The organism is Streptomyces sp. NPDC048352 (assembly GCF_040651895.1).
Taxonomy (GTDB): domain Bacteria; phylum Actinomycetota; class Actinomycetes; order Streptomycetales; family Streptomycetaceae; genus Streptomyces.
In genome coordinates this window covers 1-14,777 of record NZ_JBEZKZ010000118.1, presented here as the reverse complement: position 1 = coordinate 14,777, position 14,777 = coordinate 1, and the positions used below count along the sequence as shown (strand labels likewise).

Annotated in this window: 13 protein-coding genes; 8 read left to right on the top strand and 5 right to left on the bottom strand. The window is 74.4% G+C overall.

Going from position 1 to position 14,777, the window contains the following annotated elements:
• Window positions 1-194, bottom strand: a 194-nt coding sequence (locus AB0D45_RS33220) for a YndJ family transporter (protein ID WP_362466105.1), incomplete at its 3' end; no start/stop codon positions are given.
• Window positions 195-344: 150 nt separating this feature from the next.
• Here AB0D45_RS33220 and AB0D45_RS33215 point away from each other — a divergent pair.
• From AB0D45_RS33215 to AB0D45_RS33200, 4 genes are read left to right on the top strand one after another with little or no spacing between them, the layout of a single operon-like run.
• Entirely contained in the window at window positions 345-2,018 is a 1,674-nt protein-coding gene (locus AB0D45_RS33215; RefSeq protein ID WP_362466102.1) for a DUF6777 domain-containing protein, read from the top strand.
• Between the two features lie 7 nt (window positions 2,019-2,025).
• Entirely contained in the window at window positions 2,026-4,089 is a 2,064-nt protein-coding gene (locus AB0D45_RS33210) for a SpoIIE family protein phosphatase (protein ID WP_362466107.1), read from the top strand.
• A gap of 60 nt (window positions 4,090-4,149) precedes the next feature.
• Window positions 4,150-5,010: a DNA-formamidopyrimidine glycosylase family protein gene (locus tag AB0D45_RS33205; protein WP_362466099.1), complete on the top strand. Its 861-nt coding sequence runs from the start codon at window positions 4,150-4,152 to the stop codon at window positions 5,008-5,010.
• A gap of 27 nt (window positions 5,011-5,037) precedes the next feature.
• A complete protein-coding gene (locus AB0D45_RS33200; RefSeq protein ID WP_362466097.1) occupies window positions 5,038-5,415 on the top strand; it encodes a hypothetical protein in 378 nt (125 codons plus the stop codon).
• A 35-nt stretch (window positions 5,416-5,450) separates the two neighbouring features.
• On the opposite strand, the gene AB0D45_RS33195 is transcribed toward AB0D45_RS33200, so the two are convergent.
• The gene (locus tag AB0D45_RS33195; protein WP_361608947.1) at window positions 5,451-5,915 is read right to left on the bottom strand and encodes a hypothetical protein; all 465 of its coding nucleotides are present in this window, start codon (window positions 5,913-5,915) and stop codon (window positions 5,451-5,453) included.
• Window positions 5,916-6,171: 256 nt separating this feature from the next.
• Window positions 6,172-6,705 (bottom strand): sigma-70 family RNA polymerase sigma factor, encoded by a 534-nt coding sequence (locus AB0D45_RS33190; RefSeq protein ID WP_362466094.1) that lies wholly within the window; start codon window positions 6,703-6,705, stop codon window positions 6,172-6,174.
• Window positions 6,706-7,060: 355 nt separating this feature from the next.
• Here AB0D45_RS33190 and AB0D45_RS33185 point away from each other — a divergent pair, with 355 nt between their 5' ends.
• Window positions 7,061-8,251 carry a CapA family protein gene (locus AB0D45_RS33185; protein ID WP_362466091.1) on the top strand — a complete coding sequence of 397 codons (1,191 nt, stop codon included), beginning with the start codon at window positions 7,061-7,063 and terminating at the stop codon, window positions 8,249-8,251.
• 58 nt (window positions 8,252-8,309) lie between these two features.
• Here AB0D45_RS33185 and AB0D45_RS33180 read toward each other — a convergent pair whose 3' ends face one another.
• Window positions 8,310-8,771, bottom strand: coding sequence for a universal stress protein (locus AB0D45_RS33180; RefSeq protein WP_361610434.1), 462 nt, complete (start codon window positions 8,769-8,771; stop codon window positions 8,310-8,312).
• Between the two features lie 60 nt (window positions 8,772-8,831).
• Here AB0D45_RS33180 and lysX point away from each other — a divergent pair, with 60 nt between their 5' ends.
• Together lysX and AB0D45_RS33170 are read left to right on the top strand one after the other, a co-directional pair.
• The gene (gene lysX / locus AB0D45_RS33175) at window positions 8,832-12,134 is read left to right on the top strand and encodes a bifunctional lysylphosphatidylglycerol synthetase/lysine--tRNA ligase LysX (protein WP_362466088.1); all 3,303 of its coding nucleotides are present in this window, start codon (window positions 8,832-8,834) and stop codon (window positions 12,132-12,134) included.
• Window positions 12,135-12,225: 91 nt separating this feature from the next.
• On the top strand, window positions 12,226-13,119 hold the full coding sequence (locus AB0D45_RS33170) for a polysaccharide deacetylase family protein (protein ID WP_362466085.1): 894 nt from the start codon (window positions 12,226-12,228) through the stop codon (window positions 13,117-13,119).
• Between the two features lie 92 nt (window positions 13,120-13,211).
• On the opposite strand, the gene AB0D45_RS33165 is transcribed toward AB0D45_RS33170, so the two are convergent.
• Window positions 13,212-13,877, bottom strand: coding sequence for a class F sortase (locus AB0D45_RS33165; RefSeq protein WP_361611747.1), 666 nt, complete (start codon window positions 13,875-13,877; stop codon window positions 13,212-13,214).
• A gap of 352 nt (window positions 13,878-14,229) precedes the next feature.
• Here AB0D45_RS33165 and AB0D45_RS33160 point away from each other — a divergent pair, with 352 nt between their 5' ends.
• Window positions 14,230-14,730, top strand: a complete 501-nt coding sequence (locus tag AB0D45_RS33160; protein WP_362466082.1) for a hypothetical protein — start codon at window positions 14,230-14,232, stop codon at window positions 14,728-14,730.
• The last annotated feature ends 47 nt before the right edge of the window (window positions 14,731-14,777 follow it).

The following is a 14,777-nucleotide window of genomic DNA, read 5'->3' as shown; positions in this document are numbered from 1 at the left end:
GCCGCCGCGTAGACGCCCGCGAGGGCGGTGGCGGCGGGGCCGCGCGGCAGCCACAGGCACAGGGCGCCGGGGGCGGCCGCCAACGGCCACAGCCGCGCCGCGGTGCGCAGCCCGGCGGGGTCGATCAGACGCAGGCCCACGGGGACGACCCAGCACATCCCGAGGGTGACGATGAGGTTCACGAGTACCGTCACGACCGCTCCTTTGAACACGTTCAAGTCCCAGGTCCGACCCTACGGTGCCGGTTGAACATGTTCAAGACCGTATGCGGGCGCTCCGGTTGCGGTGTCCGCGGACATGCGGCAGACAAGAGATCAGAAACCGGGGCGAAAAGGGAGAGCAGCGTGAACGACCTGAACGACGTGCCCGCACCGACATCCCGTCAGGAAGCGCGCCGTCAGGGCCTGCGCCGCCGTCACGTACCGGCCCGCACGGCCGTCTTGGCCCTCCTCGGCCTGATCGCCGCCGGATGCGGCGGCACCGGTCCCGAGCAGACCAAGGGCCCCGCCCCCGAAAGCCCGGCGCTCACGCTCCAGCCCGTCGGCGCCGCCGGCCCCGACCCCTTCACCCCCTCCTCGGCCACCGCCGAGTCGGCCCCGGTGAAGCCGCCGCTGCCCAACCCGGGCGGCCGGGGCATCCGGACCGTCGGCGCCGCCACCCCCGGCCTGTACGGCGGAACCAGCCGGCTCGGCAGCTGCGACGTGGAGCGCCAGGTGGCCTACCTCGGCACCGACGACGCCAAGGCCCGCTCCTTCGCCCAGGCCGCCGGGACCGAGCAGGAGAAGCTCCCCGACTTCCTGCGCGCCCTCACCCCGGTGGTCCTGCGCGCCGACACCCGCGTCACCGCCCACGGCTTCCGCGACGGCCGGGCCGACGGCTACCAGGCGGTGCTCCAGGCCGGGACGGCCGTCCTCGTCGACGACCACGGCATGCCCCGGGTCCGCTGCGCCTGCGGCAACCCCCTCGGCCCGCCGCGCTCCGCGAAGGGCAGCCCGGTCCTCAAGGGCGACCAGTGGAAGGGGTACCAGCCCCACCAGGTCATCGTCATCGAGCCGACGATCCAGGCGATCACCAGGCTGGTCATCGTGAACGTCGCCGACAACACCTGGATCGAGCGCAAGGCCGGTGACGACGGGGCCCAGGACAAGACCCCGGCGGTACCGCCCCCCTACGACCCGGCCGACGGCATCCCCGACGGCCCCCCGACCCCGCCCGAGGACCCGCCGTCCGACCCCTGCGCCCCCACGGCCCGGGACAACCCGCCCCGAACCGCCCGGCCCGCGCCCCAGGCGCCCCCGCCGGCCGGCCCGCCGGGGATGCCCGCCGACCCGCAGGCGGGCCCGCCCGGGGTACCCGCCGACCCGTCCGGGGTGCCCGTCGACCCGTCCGGGGTGCCCGCCGATCCCTCGGGGATGCCCGTCGACCCGTCCGGGATGCCCGTCGACCCCTCCGGGCTGCCCCTCGACCCGCTTGCCGACCCGCAGGCCGGCCCGCCCGTCGATCCGCAGGCCGGCCCGCCCGGGATGCCCGCCGGCCCGCCCGGGATGCCCGCCGACCCGTCCGCCCCGCCCGCCGACCCGTCCGGTTCCCCGTCCGGGGTGCCCGTCGACCCGTCCGGGGTGCCCGTCGACCCGCCCGCCGCTGCGCCCGCCCCCGGTCCGCCGGCGGCCGTCCCGTGCCGGCCCGACGCCGGCACCGTGCCCCGGGCGCCCTCCACCCCGCAGGACCGTCCCGGCGGCGGGGTGCCCCCGTCGGACGGCCCCGCCGGGACCGCGCCCGACGTCGGCGGTGACCTGCCCGGCGGCGTCCCGACCGAGCCGGGCGTGACCCTGACCCCCGACGACGGCCCCGGCACCGGCACCGACCCGGCGCTCCCGCCCGACCCGGCCCTCCCCCCGGACGCGGCGAGTCCGCCGGACCCCGCCCTGCCCCCGGACCCCGCCGGTTCCGTCGCCCCGGACGGCCTCCCCGCCCTGCCGCCGGCCCCGGACGAGCCCGGGTACCTGGAGAGCGCCTGACGCGCCGCTGTGTCATGGTGGACCGGTGCCGAGCTCCGTATCGCTGCCGGAGGACTGGCCCGCCCACGCGGACCGGTCCCTGTCACTGAACCGGATGGGCAGTTTCGACTGGGACCTGGTCACCGGGCTCATGCACATGGACGCGGCGGCCCTCGACGTCTTCGACACGATCCCGGCCGAGTACGACGGAAGGCCGGGATCGCTCTCCCCGCGCGTCCCGCCCGCCGAGGCCACCCGCCTGGACGCCCTCGTCTCCAGCGCCCTCAAGAGCGGCGTCGACAGCTACGGCGCGTACTTCCGCATCCGCTGCCGGGACGGGAGCCAGCGCTGGACCCACACCCAGGGCCGCGTCATGCGCGGCCTCGACGGGCGCCCGTACCGGATCATCGGCATCGTCCGCGACGCGACCGAGGAACTGAGCCACTCCGCCGAACGCCTCGGGCTCGACGAGGAGCGACGGCGTCAGACCTCCGTGGTCGAGAGCACCACGGCCGCCCTCGCGCACGCCCGGACCGTACGCGACGTCATCGACGTCATCGGCGACGCCCACGGCCTGGAGCGGCTCGGCTCCATGGGCATGGTGATGGGCCTCGTCGAAGCCGGCCGCATCCACCTGGTGGCCGAAGGCCCCGCCGACAGTTTCGTCCCCGGCACCCGCTACACCCGCGTGGACGAGCAGTACCCGATGAGCGAGGTCGTCCGCTCGCTCCAGCCCCGGTTCCTCGACTCCGCCGAGGAGTTCGCCGAGGAGTACCCCGACCTCTGGGCCAGGATCTCGGGGATGCGGATATCGGCCGCCGCGTACCTGCCGCTCATCGCGCAGGCCCGCCCGATCGGCGCGATCGGACTGCTCTACCAGGACAAGGACGGCTTCACCCAGGACGAGCGCAACCTGCTGGTCGCCCTGGGCAGCAGCATCGCCCAGAGCCTCCAGCGGGCGATGCTGCTGGAGCAGGAACACGACCTCGCCGAGGGCCTCCAGCAGGCCATGCTGCCCCGCCGCATCCCCTCCGTCCCCGGGGCCCAGATCGCCGTGCGCTACCGGTCCGCCCGGATGGGCCGCGACATCGGCGGCGACTGGTACGACGTCATCCCCCTGCCCGGCGGCCGGGTCGGCGCCGTCATCGGCGACGTCCAGGGCCACGACACCCACGCGGCGGCCGTGATGGGCCAGCTGCGCATCGTGCTGCGCGCGTACGCCGCCGAAGGGCACGCGCCGGGCACCGTGATGGCCCGGGCCTCCGTGTTCCTCCACGAACTGGACACCGCCCGCTTCGCGACCTGCACCTACGTGGAGGCCGACCTCTCCACCGGGGTGCTCCAGCTGGTCCGGGCCGGCCACCTCGACCCGCTCCTGCGCACCGGCGACGGTGACTGCCGCAGGCTGCCGGTGGAGGGCGGGATGCCGCTGGGCCTGTCGGCGGAGTTCGGCCGCCTCGAGTACCCGGTGACCACCGTGGAACTCGACCCCGGGGAAACGCTCCTGCTGTGCACCGACGGGCTGGTGGAACAGCCCGGCAGCGACCTGGACGACGGCTTCCGCCTGCTGGCCTCCCTCGTCCGCGACGGCCCCGCCGACCTCCAGCGGCTCGCCGACCGGCTGTGCGAGGTGGTCGACGACCGGGGCGGCGACGACGACATGGCCCTGCTCCTGCTGCGCCGCCAGGGCGAGGACACCCGGCCGGGCGGAGGCCGGCTCCAGCAGCACGTGGCCCCCGGGGACCCCGAGGCGCTCGTCGCCGCCCGGCACATGATCGGCGCGGCCGTCCGCTCGTGGGGCGCCCGCGACCGGGCCGACGAGATCGAGCTCGTCGCGGACGAGCTCATCGTCAACGCCCTGATGCACACGGAGGGCCCCGCGATCGTGACCCTGCGCGTCCTGGCCGGCCCGGAGCGGCGGCTGCGGGTGGAGGTGGAGGACCGCTCCAGCGCCCTCCCGCGCCGCCGCGAGGCCGGGGAGGCGGGGGTGTCGGGCCGCGGCCTGATGCTGGTGGACCGGCTGGCGGACGCCTGGGGCGTCGAGCCGCGGGGCGGCGGCAAGTGCGTCTGGTGCGAGTTCGTGATGGCGTGAGCCCCCCTGCGGCACGGGGTTGCGGTCGCGGGGCGGCGGCCGGGGCGGCAGGCTGGGAGGATGCCCGAGCTGCCGGAGGTCGAGGCCCTGAGGGAGTTCCTCGACGAGCACCTCGCCGGGCGGGTGGTGGAACGCGTCCTCCCGCTCGCGGTCAGCGTGCTCAAGACCTACGACCCTCCCCCCGCCGCCCTCGAAGGGCAGCCGGCCGGCCCCGTGGCCCGCTACGGCAAGTTCCTCGACCTGCGGATCGGCGAGCTGCACCTCGTCACCCACCTGGCCCGCGCCGGCTGGCTGCGCTGGCGGGAGACCCTCCCGGCAGCGCCGCCCCGCCCCGGCAGGGGACCGCTCGCGCTGCGCCTCGTCCTCGCGGACGGCGGCGGCTTCGACCTCACCGAGGCGGGCACGCAGAAGCGCCTGGCCGTGTACGTCGTACGCGACCCCCAGGAGGTCGAGGGCATCGCCCGGCTCGGCCCCGACCCCCTGGCCGACGGCTTCGACCGCGACGCCTTCGCCGCGCTGCTGGCGGGGGAACGGCGCCAGATCAAGGGCGTGCTGCGCGACCAGAGCGTGATCGCCGGCATCGGCAACGCGTACAGCGACGAGATCCTGCACGCCGCCAAGGTCTCGCCCTTCAAACTGGCGGCCTCCTTCGACGAGGACCAGATCACCCACCTCCACGAGGCCGTGCGGGAGACGCTGCGGGCCGCCGTCGAGCGGGCCCACGGGCTGGCCGCCGGGGAGCTGAAGGCCGAGAAGAAGAGCGGGCTGCGGGTCCACGGCCGGGAGGGCGAGCCGTGCCCGGTGTGCGGGGACACCGTCCGCTCGGTGTCCTTCGCGGACTCCTCGCTCCAGTACTGCCCCACCTGCCAGACCGGGGGCAAGCCGCTCGCGGACCGCAGGCTCTCCCGCCTCCTGAAGTAGCCGGGGGTGCTGCGTAGACTCCGGGCCATGGCCGAGCAGCAGCCGCCCCGGCGGGAGACCGTCACCGGCGTCCCGCGCGGCACCCGCCGCCGTCCGCCGCCCCACACCCCCGCCCGCTCGGAGATCTCCGAGCAGACCAGCCTCGGCGCCACCTACGTACGGGCCCTGATGCGCAGCCAGCTGCGCGCGGGGCTGGGGGCGCTGGCGGTGCTCGCGTTCGTGCTCGGGCTGCTGCCGCTGGGCTTCCTGCTGCCCAGGGCGGCCGCGGGTCCGCTGGTGTGGGTCGTCCTCGGGCTGGTGGCGTACCCGGTGATGTGGCTGATCGCCCGCTGGTACGTGGGCCGGGCCGAGCGCAACGAGGCCGACTTCACGGGTCTGGTGACGGACCCGGCCGAATCGGGTTAGGCCCCACCGGCCGGGAGGGGCTTCGACGACACGACCTAGAACAGGTGCATCGCCAGGTGTCCCAGCGGCAGGCCGAGCTGCCAGGCTGGGGTCCACACGCGGGCGTTCTCGTCCAGCGCCTGCGGGGTGTCGGAGTGGCCGGGACGGCCCGGGTCGAGGTTGGTGGCGAACAGTTCCGTGCGGTCCAGCCAGCGCCACGCCGCCCGGGCGAGTTCGAGGTCCGGGTCCTCGCCGCGGCCGCGCTCGTGCGCCTCCTCGCCCAGCGCGAGGAACCGGGTGCGGACCCAGTCGCGCCAGGGGTGCCCGTACGCCGTCAGCGACAGCCACTCGTCGAGCTGCGAGACCACCCGGATCCCGGACAGTTCGCCGGCCGCGTCCGAGAGGTAGATCGTCAGCGCGAGCGTGTCGCGCCCGGCGCGGAACTCCAGCGTGCTCACCGGGATCAGCCGGCCCGTGCGCAGCAGCTCGTCGGCGATGTACTCCGCGTAGAGCCACGCCATGGGCACAGCCAGTCCGCCGTCACTGGTGCCGTTCGTACCCTCGGGCTGCACCGTTCCACCCTCTCCCGCGTGTCGAGCCTTGCGCCGTCATGTCCGAGCCTTCACCCGACGGCTCGCGGAACGGGGGATGTTTACTCAACTTGCACGGACTGGTGCCGATATCGGGCTGCTCCGTGTCCGGATCGTGTGCGTCGAGGGCGTTCCTTGAGTGTTTCTCCAGGGATGCTCGGGTCCGCCCGGCGGTGCGGGACCCCGTTCAGGCGCCCAGTCCGTACCCCTGGAGCCCTTTGCGCAGGGCGCGCAGGGCGTAGTGCGTACGGGACTTGACCGTTCCGGCGGGTATGCCGAGCTCCGCCGCGGCCTCGGCCACCGAGCGGTCCTGGAAGTAGACCTGCATCAGCACGGCGCGGTGCTCCGGGCCCAGGCTGCCCACCGCCCGCCGGACGTCGATCGCCGTGACCGAGCCGGCCACCGCGTCCTCGGGGGCGGGCGCCTGCTCCAGGCCGTCGGGGTCGACCTCCTGCGGCCGAGACAGCCGGGCCCGGCGGGCGTCGATCGCGAGCCGCCGCGCCACCGTGAACAGCCAGGGCCGCATGGACTCGTGCCCGGTCGCCAGTACCTCGGGGTGCTGCCAGACGCGTACGAGGGTCTCCTGGACGAGGTCCTCGGCGCGCTGGGCGTCCCCGGCCGTGAGGCCGAGCAGGAAGCCGAACAGGGCCCGCCCGTGTTCGCGCTGGAGTTCGGCGAGCGCCTCGGGTTCCGTGCGCTGGAGGGTGGGGGAGGGCGACACGAGTGGCTCCTTCCGGGTCCGGGGTCCGCTGGGCTGCCGGGGCCGTGGGCCGGGGCTGCCGGCCGTGGCTGCGGGCCGGGGCCGCCGGGGCCGCCGGGGCCGGGCTGTGGGCTTCCCACTCACCCTCACCTGCACGGAGCCGCCCGGGAACCGTCCGGCGGGGCCGTTGCGCCCAAGGCCCCGGGTCGACCGCTGGGCGGCCGCGCCGGGCGACGAACGGTCGAACGGCACGGCGAACGGCCGTGGGCCGTCGGAGTGGGGCGCGGCCGGCGGACGGCGGCGCTCCTTGACTCGCAGCCCCATCTCCTATGGATTTCGGTTCATCCGACGGTCATATAAATGGGAGCTGGGATAGATGACCAAGCGCACCCGCAAGGCCCTCGCCCTGCTGTCGGCCCTCCTCCTGCCGGCAGCGGCCGCCGGCTGCTCCACGGCCGGGGAGCACACCCCGGCCCGGCTCGGCTCCAGCGCCGCCGGAGCGCCTGCCGGCACGGCCCCCGCCGCCAGGGGCTTCACCCTGGTCGCGAGCGGCGACGTACTGCCGCACACCTCCGTCATCCAGCGGGCGGCGGCGGACGCGGGCGGCGACGGGTACGACTTCCGGCCCATGTTCTCCCGGGTCAAACCGGTGGTCTCGGCGGCCGACCTGGCCCTGTGCCACATGGAGACCATCTACGGCGAGGACGACGGACCCTTCAGCGGCTACCCCGCCTTCGTCTCCCCGCCCACCGTCGCGGACGCGCTCAAGGACGCCGGGTACGACGGCTGCTCGACCGCCTCCAACCACACCCTGGACGACGGGGCCGAGGGGCTGAAGCGCACCCTCGACCGCTTCGACAAGGCCGGCCTCGGCCACGCCGGCTCCGCGCGCACGGCGGCCGAGGCGGCCAGGACCACGCTCTACACGGCCGGTTCCGCGAAGGTCGCGCACCTCGCGTACACCTACGACACCAACGGCAACCCCCTGCCGGACGGACAGCCCTGGGCGGTCAACCCGATGCGCCAGGACAAGATCGTCGCGGACGCCCGGGCCGCCCGGAAGGCCGGAGCGGACGTGGTGCTGGTCAGCATCCACTGGGGCACCGAATGGCAGACGGAGCCGGACGGGACGCAGCTCTCGCTGGGGAAGGCGCTGACCGCCTCGCAGAGCGGCGGCCGCCCTGACATCGACATGATCCTGGGCACGCACGCGCACGTCCCGCAGGCCTACGAGAAGGTCAACGGCACCTGGATCGTCTACGGCATGGGCGACCAGGTCGCCGGGGAGATGTTCAACCACTCCGGCGCCCGCGACCTGCGCGGCAACTACGGCTCCATCGCCCGCTTCACCTTCGCCCCGCCCACCGCTCCCGGACGGCGCTGGCAGGTGGTGAAGGCCGAGTTCGTCCCGCAGATGATGGACCTGTCCATCGGCCGGGTCGTCAACCTGCCCGCCGCCCTCGCCGAGGACCCCGGCGAGGAGGAGTACGAGAGTGCCGACGAGGCCGTCACGGAGGCCGTCCTCAGCCGCGGCGCCGCCAAGGACGGCCTGAAACGGTCCCGGTAGCCCGCGGCGGCCGCGGGCCCGCCGGGCTCGCGGCCCGCCGGGCTGGTCCGCACCGCCGCTACGGAACGACCGTCACCGGCCAGCGGCCCGCCTTCACCAGGCGGACCGCGACCGAGCCCACGATGCGGTGGCCGGCCTGCTCGGAGGCGCCGACCACGACCGCATCCGCCCGCAGTTCCTCGGCGGCGCCCACCAGCCCCGCGTACGGGTCACCGCGGAAGGTGTGGAACTGCCAGCGCACCTCGAAGATGCCCTTCAGACGCTCGGCCGAGGCGCGGATCTCGGCGACGATGCCCTCGGCGATCTCCCCCGTCGTGCCCGCCACCGGCGCGCCCAGGGAAGCCCCGGCCGCCATCACCGGCTGGACGTACACCAGGGCCAGCAGCGCGTTCTGCCGCCGGGCCAGCCCCGCCGCGTAGGCCGCCGCCCGGAGCGAGGACTCCGAGCCGTCCACCCCGGCGAGGATCACCTTCGGCCCGTCCGTACCGCGCTCGAATCCCGTGTTCACGTGCTCCGTCACCCTCCCGAGGCTATCGGGTTCGGCGCGCGGACCGGCGCGGCCCTCCCTACAGTGCCAAGCATGAGTGCCACGCTGGAGGAGACCCGGGGGACCCGCAACCGCTTCCTGCACCGGGTCCCGGACGGTTTCGGGGCGTTCTTCGGAACGCTCGGGCTGCTGTGCGCGGTGCTGGCGCTCTCCCCGACGCTGCGCAGGCTCCTGCGGCCCGTGGTGCGCTTCCTCGACGACTTCGTGGTACCTGTTAGCGAGAACCTCGCGTACGCCGTCTTCCTCTTCCTCCTCGCCGCCGCCCTCGGCATCCGCAAGCGGATCGCCTGGTGGATCGTCGTCACCTATCTGGCCCTGCTGATCCTGGTCGACCTGCTGATCATCGCCGACGGGTGGTTCTGGGTCGGCGGCCCCTCGATGGTCCTCGCGGTGGCGGCCCTCGGCGTCCTGGTCGCCGCCCGCCCGGAGTTCTACGCCGCCTCCCGCCCCGGCGCCGTCTGGCGCGCCCTGCTCGTACTCGGCCTCGGGCTGCTCGCCGCGGTGCTCCTCGGCTGGGGCCTGGTCGCGCTGTTCCCCGGGACGCTGCCCAAGGGACAGTGGCTGGACTGGGCCGCCAAGCAGGTCTTCGGCGGCCTCTTCTCGGCCCGCCAGTTCGACGGCCGCCCGCCCCGCGCGCTCTACTTCCTGCTCGGCCTCTTCGGCGCCCTCGCCCTGCTGAACGCGGCCGCGGCCCTGTTCCGCTCGCAACGCCTGACCGCCGCCCTGCACGGGGACGAGGAGCCCCGGATCCGGGCGCTGCTGGGCGCCTACGGGCGGTCCGACTCCCTCGGCTACTTCGCCACCCGGCGCGACAAGGCCGTCGTCTTCGCCCCGAACGGCAAGGCCGCCGTCACCTACCGCGTGGAGGCCGGAGTCTGCCTGGCCAGCGGCGACCCGGTGGGCGACCCCGGCGCCTGGACCGCCGCCATCGACGCCTGGCTGGCCGTCGCCCGCCGCTACGGCTGGCAGCCGGCCGTGATGGGCGCCTCCGAGGCCGGGGCGAACGCGTACGCCCGCTCCGGCCTCGGCGCCCTCCAGCTCGGCGACGAGGCAATCCTGCACGTCGCCCACTTCGACCTCGACGGCCGCGACATGCGGGTCACCCGGCAGGCCGTCAACCGCGTCCGGCGCACCGGTGCCACCACCGTGATCCGCCGCCACTCGGCCCTCACCGAGGAGGAGATGCGCACCATCGTCGACCGGGCCGACCACTGGCGGGACACCGAGACCGAACGCGGCTTCTCCATGGCCCTCGACCGGCTCGGCGACCCCGCCGACGGGGACTGCCTGCTGGTCGAGGCCTTCGACGCGGACGGCGACCTGATCGCCCTGCTGTCCTTCGTCCCCTGGGGCAGGGACGGCATCTCCCTCGACCTGATGCGCCGCGACCGCTCCGCGCCCAACGGGGTCATGGAGTTCATGGTGGCCCAGCTGTGCGCGGCCGCCCCCGGCCTCGGCGTGCACCGGATCTCCCTCAACTTCGCCGTCTTCCGCTCGGCCTTCGAGGAGGGGGGGCGGATCGGCGCGGGCCCGGTGCTCAAGCTCTGGCGCCGGCTGCTGCTGTTCTTCTCCCGCTGGTGGCAGCTGGAGGCCCTGTACCGCTCCAACGTCAAGTACGGGCCCGAGTGGTACCCGAGGTTCCTCTGCTACCAGGACGCCGGCTCGCTGGCCCGGGTCAGCCTCGCCTCCGGCATCGCCGAGGGCTTCGTCTCCGTACCGAGCATGCGCAAGCTCTGGGGCAACGGCCACGGCAAGGGCCTCACCGCCCCCGCGAACACCGCCGGGCTGCCCTCCATCGACTCCCTGGGCCTGGACCTCGTGGGGGAGGGCGGGGAGCGCGCCCCGGCCGAGCGGCTGCCCGAGCAGGTCCGGGTGCGCCACGCCAAGCTGGAACGCATCCGCGCCGCGGGGACCGACCCCTACCCGGTCGGGATCCCCCAGCGCACGCACACCGCCGCCGCGCTGCGGGCCGCACACCCCGGCCGGGCCCCCGGCAGCCGTACCGGCGAGCAGGTCACGCTCGCCGGGCGGGTCATGGTCGTACGGGACCTCGGCGGTGTCGTCTTCGCCGTGCTGCGCGACTGGACCGGCGACGCCCAGCTGATGTTCACCCGCGACGAGTCCGGGGCCGCCGTGCTGGACGCCTTCACCTCGCAGGTGGACTTCGGCGACCACGTGGTGGCCACCGGCGAGGCCGGTGCCAGCCGCAGCGGCGAGCCGTCGGTGGTGGTCGGCTCCTGGCAGCTCACCGGCAAGTGCCTGCGCCCCCTCCCCGACAAGCGCAAGGGCCTCGCCGACCCGGAGGCACGGGTCCGGCGCCGCTACCTCGACCTGGTCGCCAGCCCCGACGCGCGGGACGTCGTACGGGCCCGCTCCCACGCGGTGCAGGCCCTGCGGCAGGGGCTGCTGGACCGCGGCTACCTGGAGGTCGAGACCCCGATGCTCCAGCAGATCCACGGCGGCGCCAACGCACGGCCCTTCCGCACCCACATCAACGCCTACGACCTCGACCTGTACCTGCGCATCGCGCCCGAGCTGTACCTGAAGCGGCTGTGCGTCGGAGGCATGGAGAAGGTCTTCGAGATGGGCCGCACCTTCCGCAACGAGGGCGTCTCCTACAAGCACAACCCCGAGTTCACGATGCTGGAGGCCTACCAGGCCTTCGCCGACTACGACGTGATGCTCGACCTCACCCGCGAGCTCATCCAGGGCGCGGCGACGGCGGCCTTCGGCTCGCCGGTCGCCCACAAGGCGGGCCCGGACGGAAAACTCGTCGTCCACGACATCTCCGGGCCCTGGCCGGTCAAGACGATGTACGGGGCCATCAGCGAGGCGCTCGGCGAGGAGGTCGACGCCGACACCGGGGAGCCTCTGCTGCGGGCGCTGTGCGACCGGGCCGGCGTCCCGCACGGACCCGAGGACACCCGGGGCGACGTGGTCCTGGAGATGTACGAACGGCTGGTGGAGGAGCGTACGGAACTCCCCACCTTCTACAAGGACTTCCCGACCGACGTCTCCCCGCTCACCCGGCAGCACCGCAGGGACCCGCGACTGGCCGAGCGCTGGGACCTGGTGGCCTTCGGCACCGAACTGGGCACCGCCTACTCGGAGCTGACCGACCCCGTCGAGCAGCGCCGCAGGCTGACCGCGCAGTCGCTGCTGGCCGCGGGCGGTGACGCCGAGGCGATGGAGCTCGACAACGACTTCCTCGACGCCCTGGAGTACGCGATGCCCCCCACCGGCGGACTGGGCATCGGCGTCGACCGGCTGGTCATGTTCCTCACGGGACTGACGATCCGCGAGACGCTGCCGTTCCCCCTGGTGCGGCAGGGCTGAGCGGCGGGCCGGCTGGTCCGAGGGGGTGACGGGGGCGGGACGCGTCCGCGCCCCTCGACATCCGCGGCGATGTCGTTGATACGTAGGAAGAATGAAAAATGACGAGCCGACAGTAGGGCGGCGCGTGCTCCTGCGTACCGCCGTCTTCCTCGGGATCGCCGCCGCCTCCGCTCTGGTCACCGCGGGCGAGGGCGGTCCCGGGGGCGGATCCACGGCCGGCGCCCCGGGCGCCGCCGGCCCCGCCCCCGGCCCCGGCCCCGGAGCCGCCGGGGCCGCCGGAGCGCCCGGTCTGCGTCCCCAGGGGCCGCCGGAGAAGTCCTACCGGCTGCGGCCCATGACCGCCGAGGTCCCGGCCCGGCCCGCCGTCGCCAAGCCCGCCGTCCGCACCCGGCCCATCCTGGAACTGCCGGACGGGGCGCCCACCGCCGGCGCCATGGTGCTCACCTTCGACGACGGCCCCGACCCCCGCTACACCCCGGCCGTCCTCGACACCCTCGCCCGGTACGGGGTGCGCGCGATGTTCTTCGTCTGCGGGGAGATGGCCACCGAGAACCGCGACCTGCTGCGCCGGATGACCGCCGAGGGACACGTCATCGGCAACCACACCTGGACCCATCCGCTCATCCCCACGCTGAGCCGGTCCGCCCTCGAAGCCGAGATCGGGCGTACGAGCGAGGTCGTGCAGCGGGCCGTGGGGGAGGCGCCGCTGTGGTTCAGGGCCCCCTACGGGGCGTGGAACCGGGCGGCCTTCGAGATCGGCGCCGGCCTCGGCATGGAGCCGCTCGCCTGGACCGTGGACAGCCTCGACTGGAAGGAGCCGGGGAGCACCGCCATCGTCTCCCGGGTGCTGTCGGGTGCCGGCTCCGGGGTGATCGTGCTGAACCACGACGCCGGGGGCGACCGTTCGCAGACCGTCCGGGCGCTGGAGGCGTACCTGCCCCAGCTGCTCGGCCGCGGCTACCGGATGACCCTGCCGGCCCGCTGAGCGGCCCGTGCTCCCCCGGCGGCCCGTGTTCCGCCAGGGGGGAGCACGGGCCGCCGGGGGAGCGGGGCGCCGCAGAAGAGTGAAACGTTTCCTCAGCGGGCCTCCACCATCCGGGCGAAGACGACCACGTTGCCGTCGTAGCCCTTCGCCTTGGAGTAGGCGCCGCCACAGGTGATCACCCGCAGCTCCGGGTGCCCGGTGTCCCCGTACACCCGGGAACCGGGGAAGGCCTCCTTCGAGAACACCTCCACGCCGTACACCTCGAAGACGGCCGTCCGCCCGTCGTAGCGCTCCACCTCGATATGGCTGCCCGGCTTGAGCGAGCCGAGCCCGTAGAAGACCGCCGGGCCCTGCGCGTTGTCCACGTGGCCCACGATCACCGCCGATCCCTGCTGGCCCGGCGAGATGCCGTTGAGGTACCAGCCCGCGAGATTGCGGTCCTGCGGGGGCGGGGCGTCGATCCAGCCCTGCGCGTCCAGCCCGACCGTCATCACCGGCGCGTCCACGTTGATCGTCGGGATCCGGATGCGCTGCACCGACGAGTGCTCCAGCACCTCCATCCCCGCGGGCGGCACGGGCGCCTTCGCCGGCAGTTCGTCCGTGCGCGCCGCGACCGCCGCCGCGGCGGCCGGCTGCGGCGGACCCGCCTCGGCGTTCGCCCCGTTCCTGATCATGGCGAGGCCGCTGAGCATGACCAGCGCGAGCACTCCCCAGGGGGAGCGTCTCCTCGGCGGCCGCTCGCTCTCGTCCTCGGTCATGGCTCTCCCTTCCCGACGCGGGGGTCCCGACCCGCGTTCCAGTCCCTCCCCGGCACGCCCTTCTTCACGCACGTTAAGGGTGCATGCCCGGGACGGCGATCGGGGAAGGGCGAACGGGTGGTGCGTCCGGTCGGGGTGCGCCCATCCAGGTATTCGTCACATAAATGCCTGACGGCTCATGACCTGCGGATCCGTCAGATGATCAGTCGGCGCTTCGGCGTGTCGCTCAACCGGGCGGCCCAAAGGCGGACATGCGCTGGTTGCGCGCCGCCCCGAGGGTTCGTGATGGGAGGCGTTCTCGTCGATCTGCCCGGGCCACCGCTCCGGGGCGCTTCCCGCTGGAGGTTCCACCATGCGTGTTCTGCGCGCTCTCACCGTGACCGCGGCCGCCTGCGCCGCGATCGGTCTCAGTGCCCCGTTCGCCGCCGCGAACTCGCCGCAGGGCGGCGGCAACGGGCCCAGCAACGTGACGGTCAACCCGTACTCCGTGCACCAGGGCGCCTCGATGCAGGTCAGCGCCGCGGGCTGCGGCCACGGCGGCACGGTCTGGTCGAACGGCAACTTTCCGCAGACGAACCTGTCGGCCGGCTCGATCGGCTTCGCGACCGTCCGGATCTTCAACCACGCCTCGCCCGGGAACCACACGCTGTCGGTCAAGTGCCACGACAACAGCCTGGTGGCCACCCACCGGTTCACGATCCTGCCGGGCAACGGCGCCCAGGGCGGCATCGGCGGGTCCTTCGGCCCGTCCACCGCCGAGACGGCCATCGGGGCGAGCCTGGTGGGCGTCGCGGCGCTCGGCGCGGGCGCGCACCTGGTCCGCCGCCGCCGTCCGGCCGGCTCCCGGGGCTGACGCCCCGCCGCGGGCGTCGACCCCTGCCGCCGGCCGCCCCGGGTCCC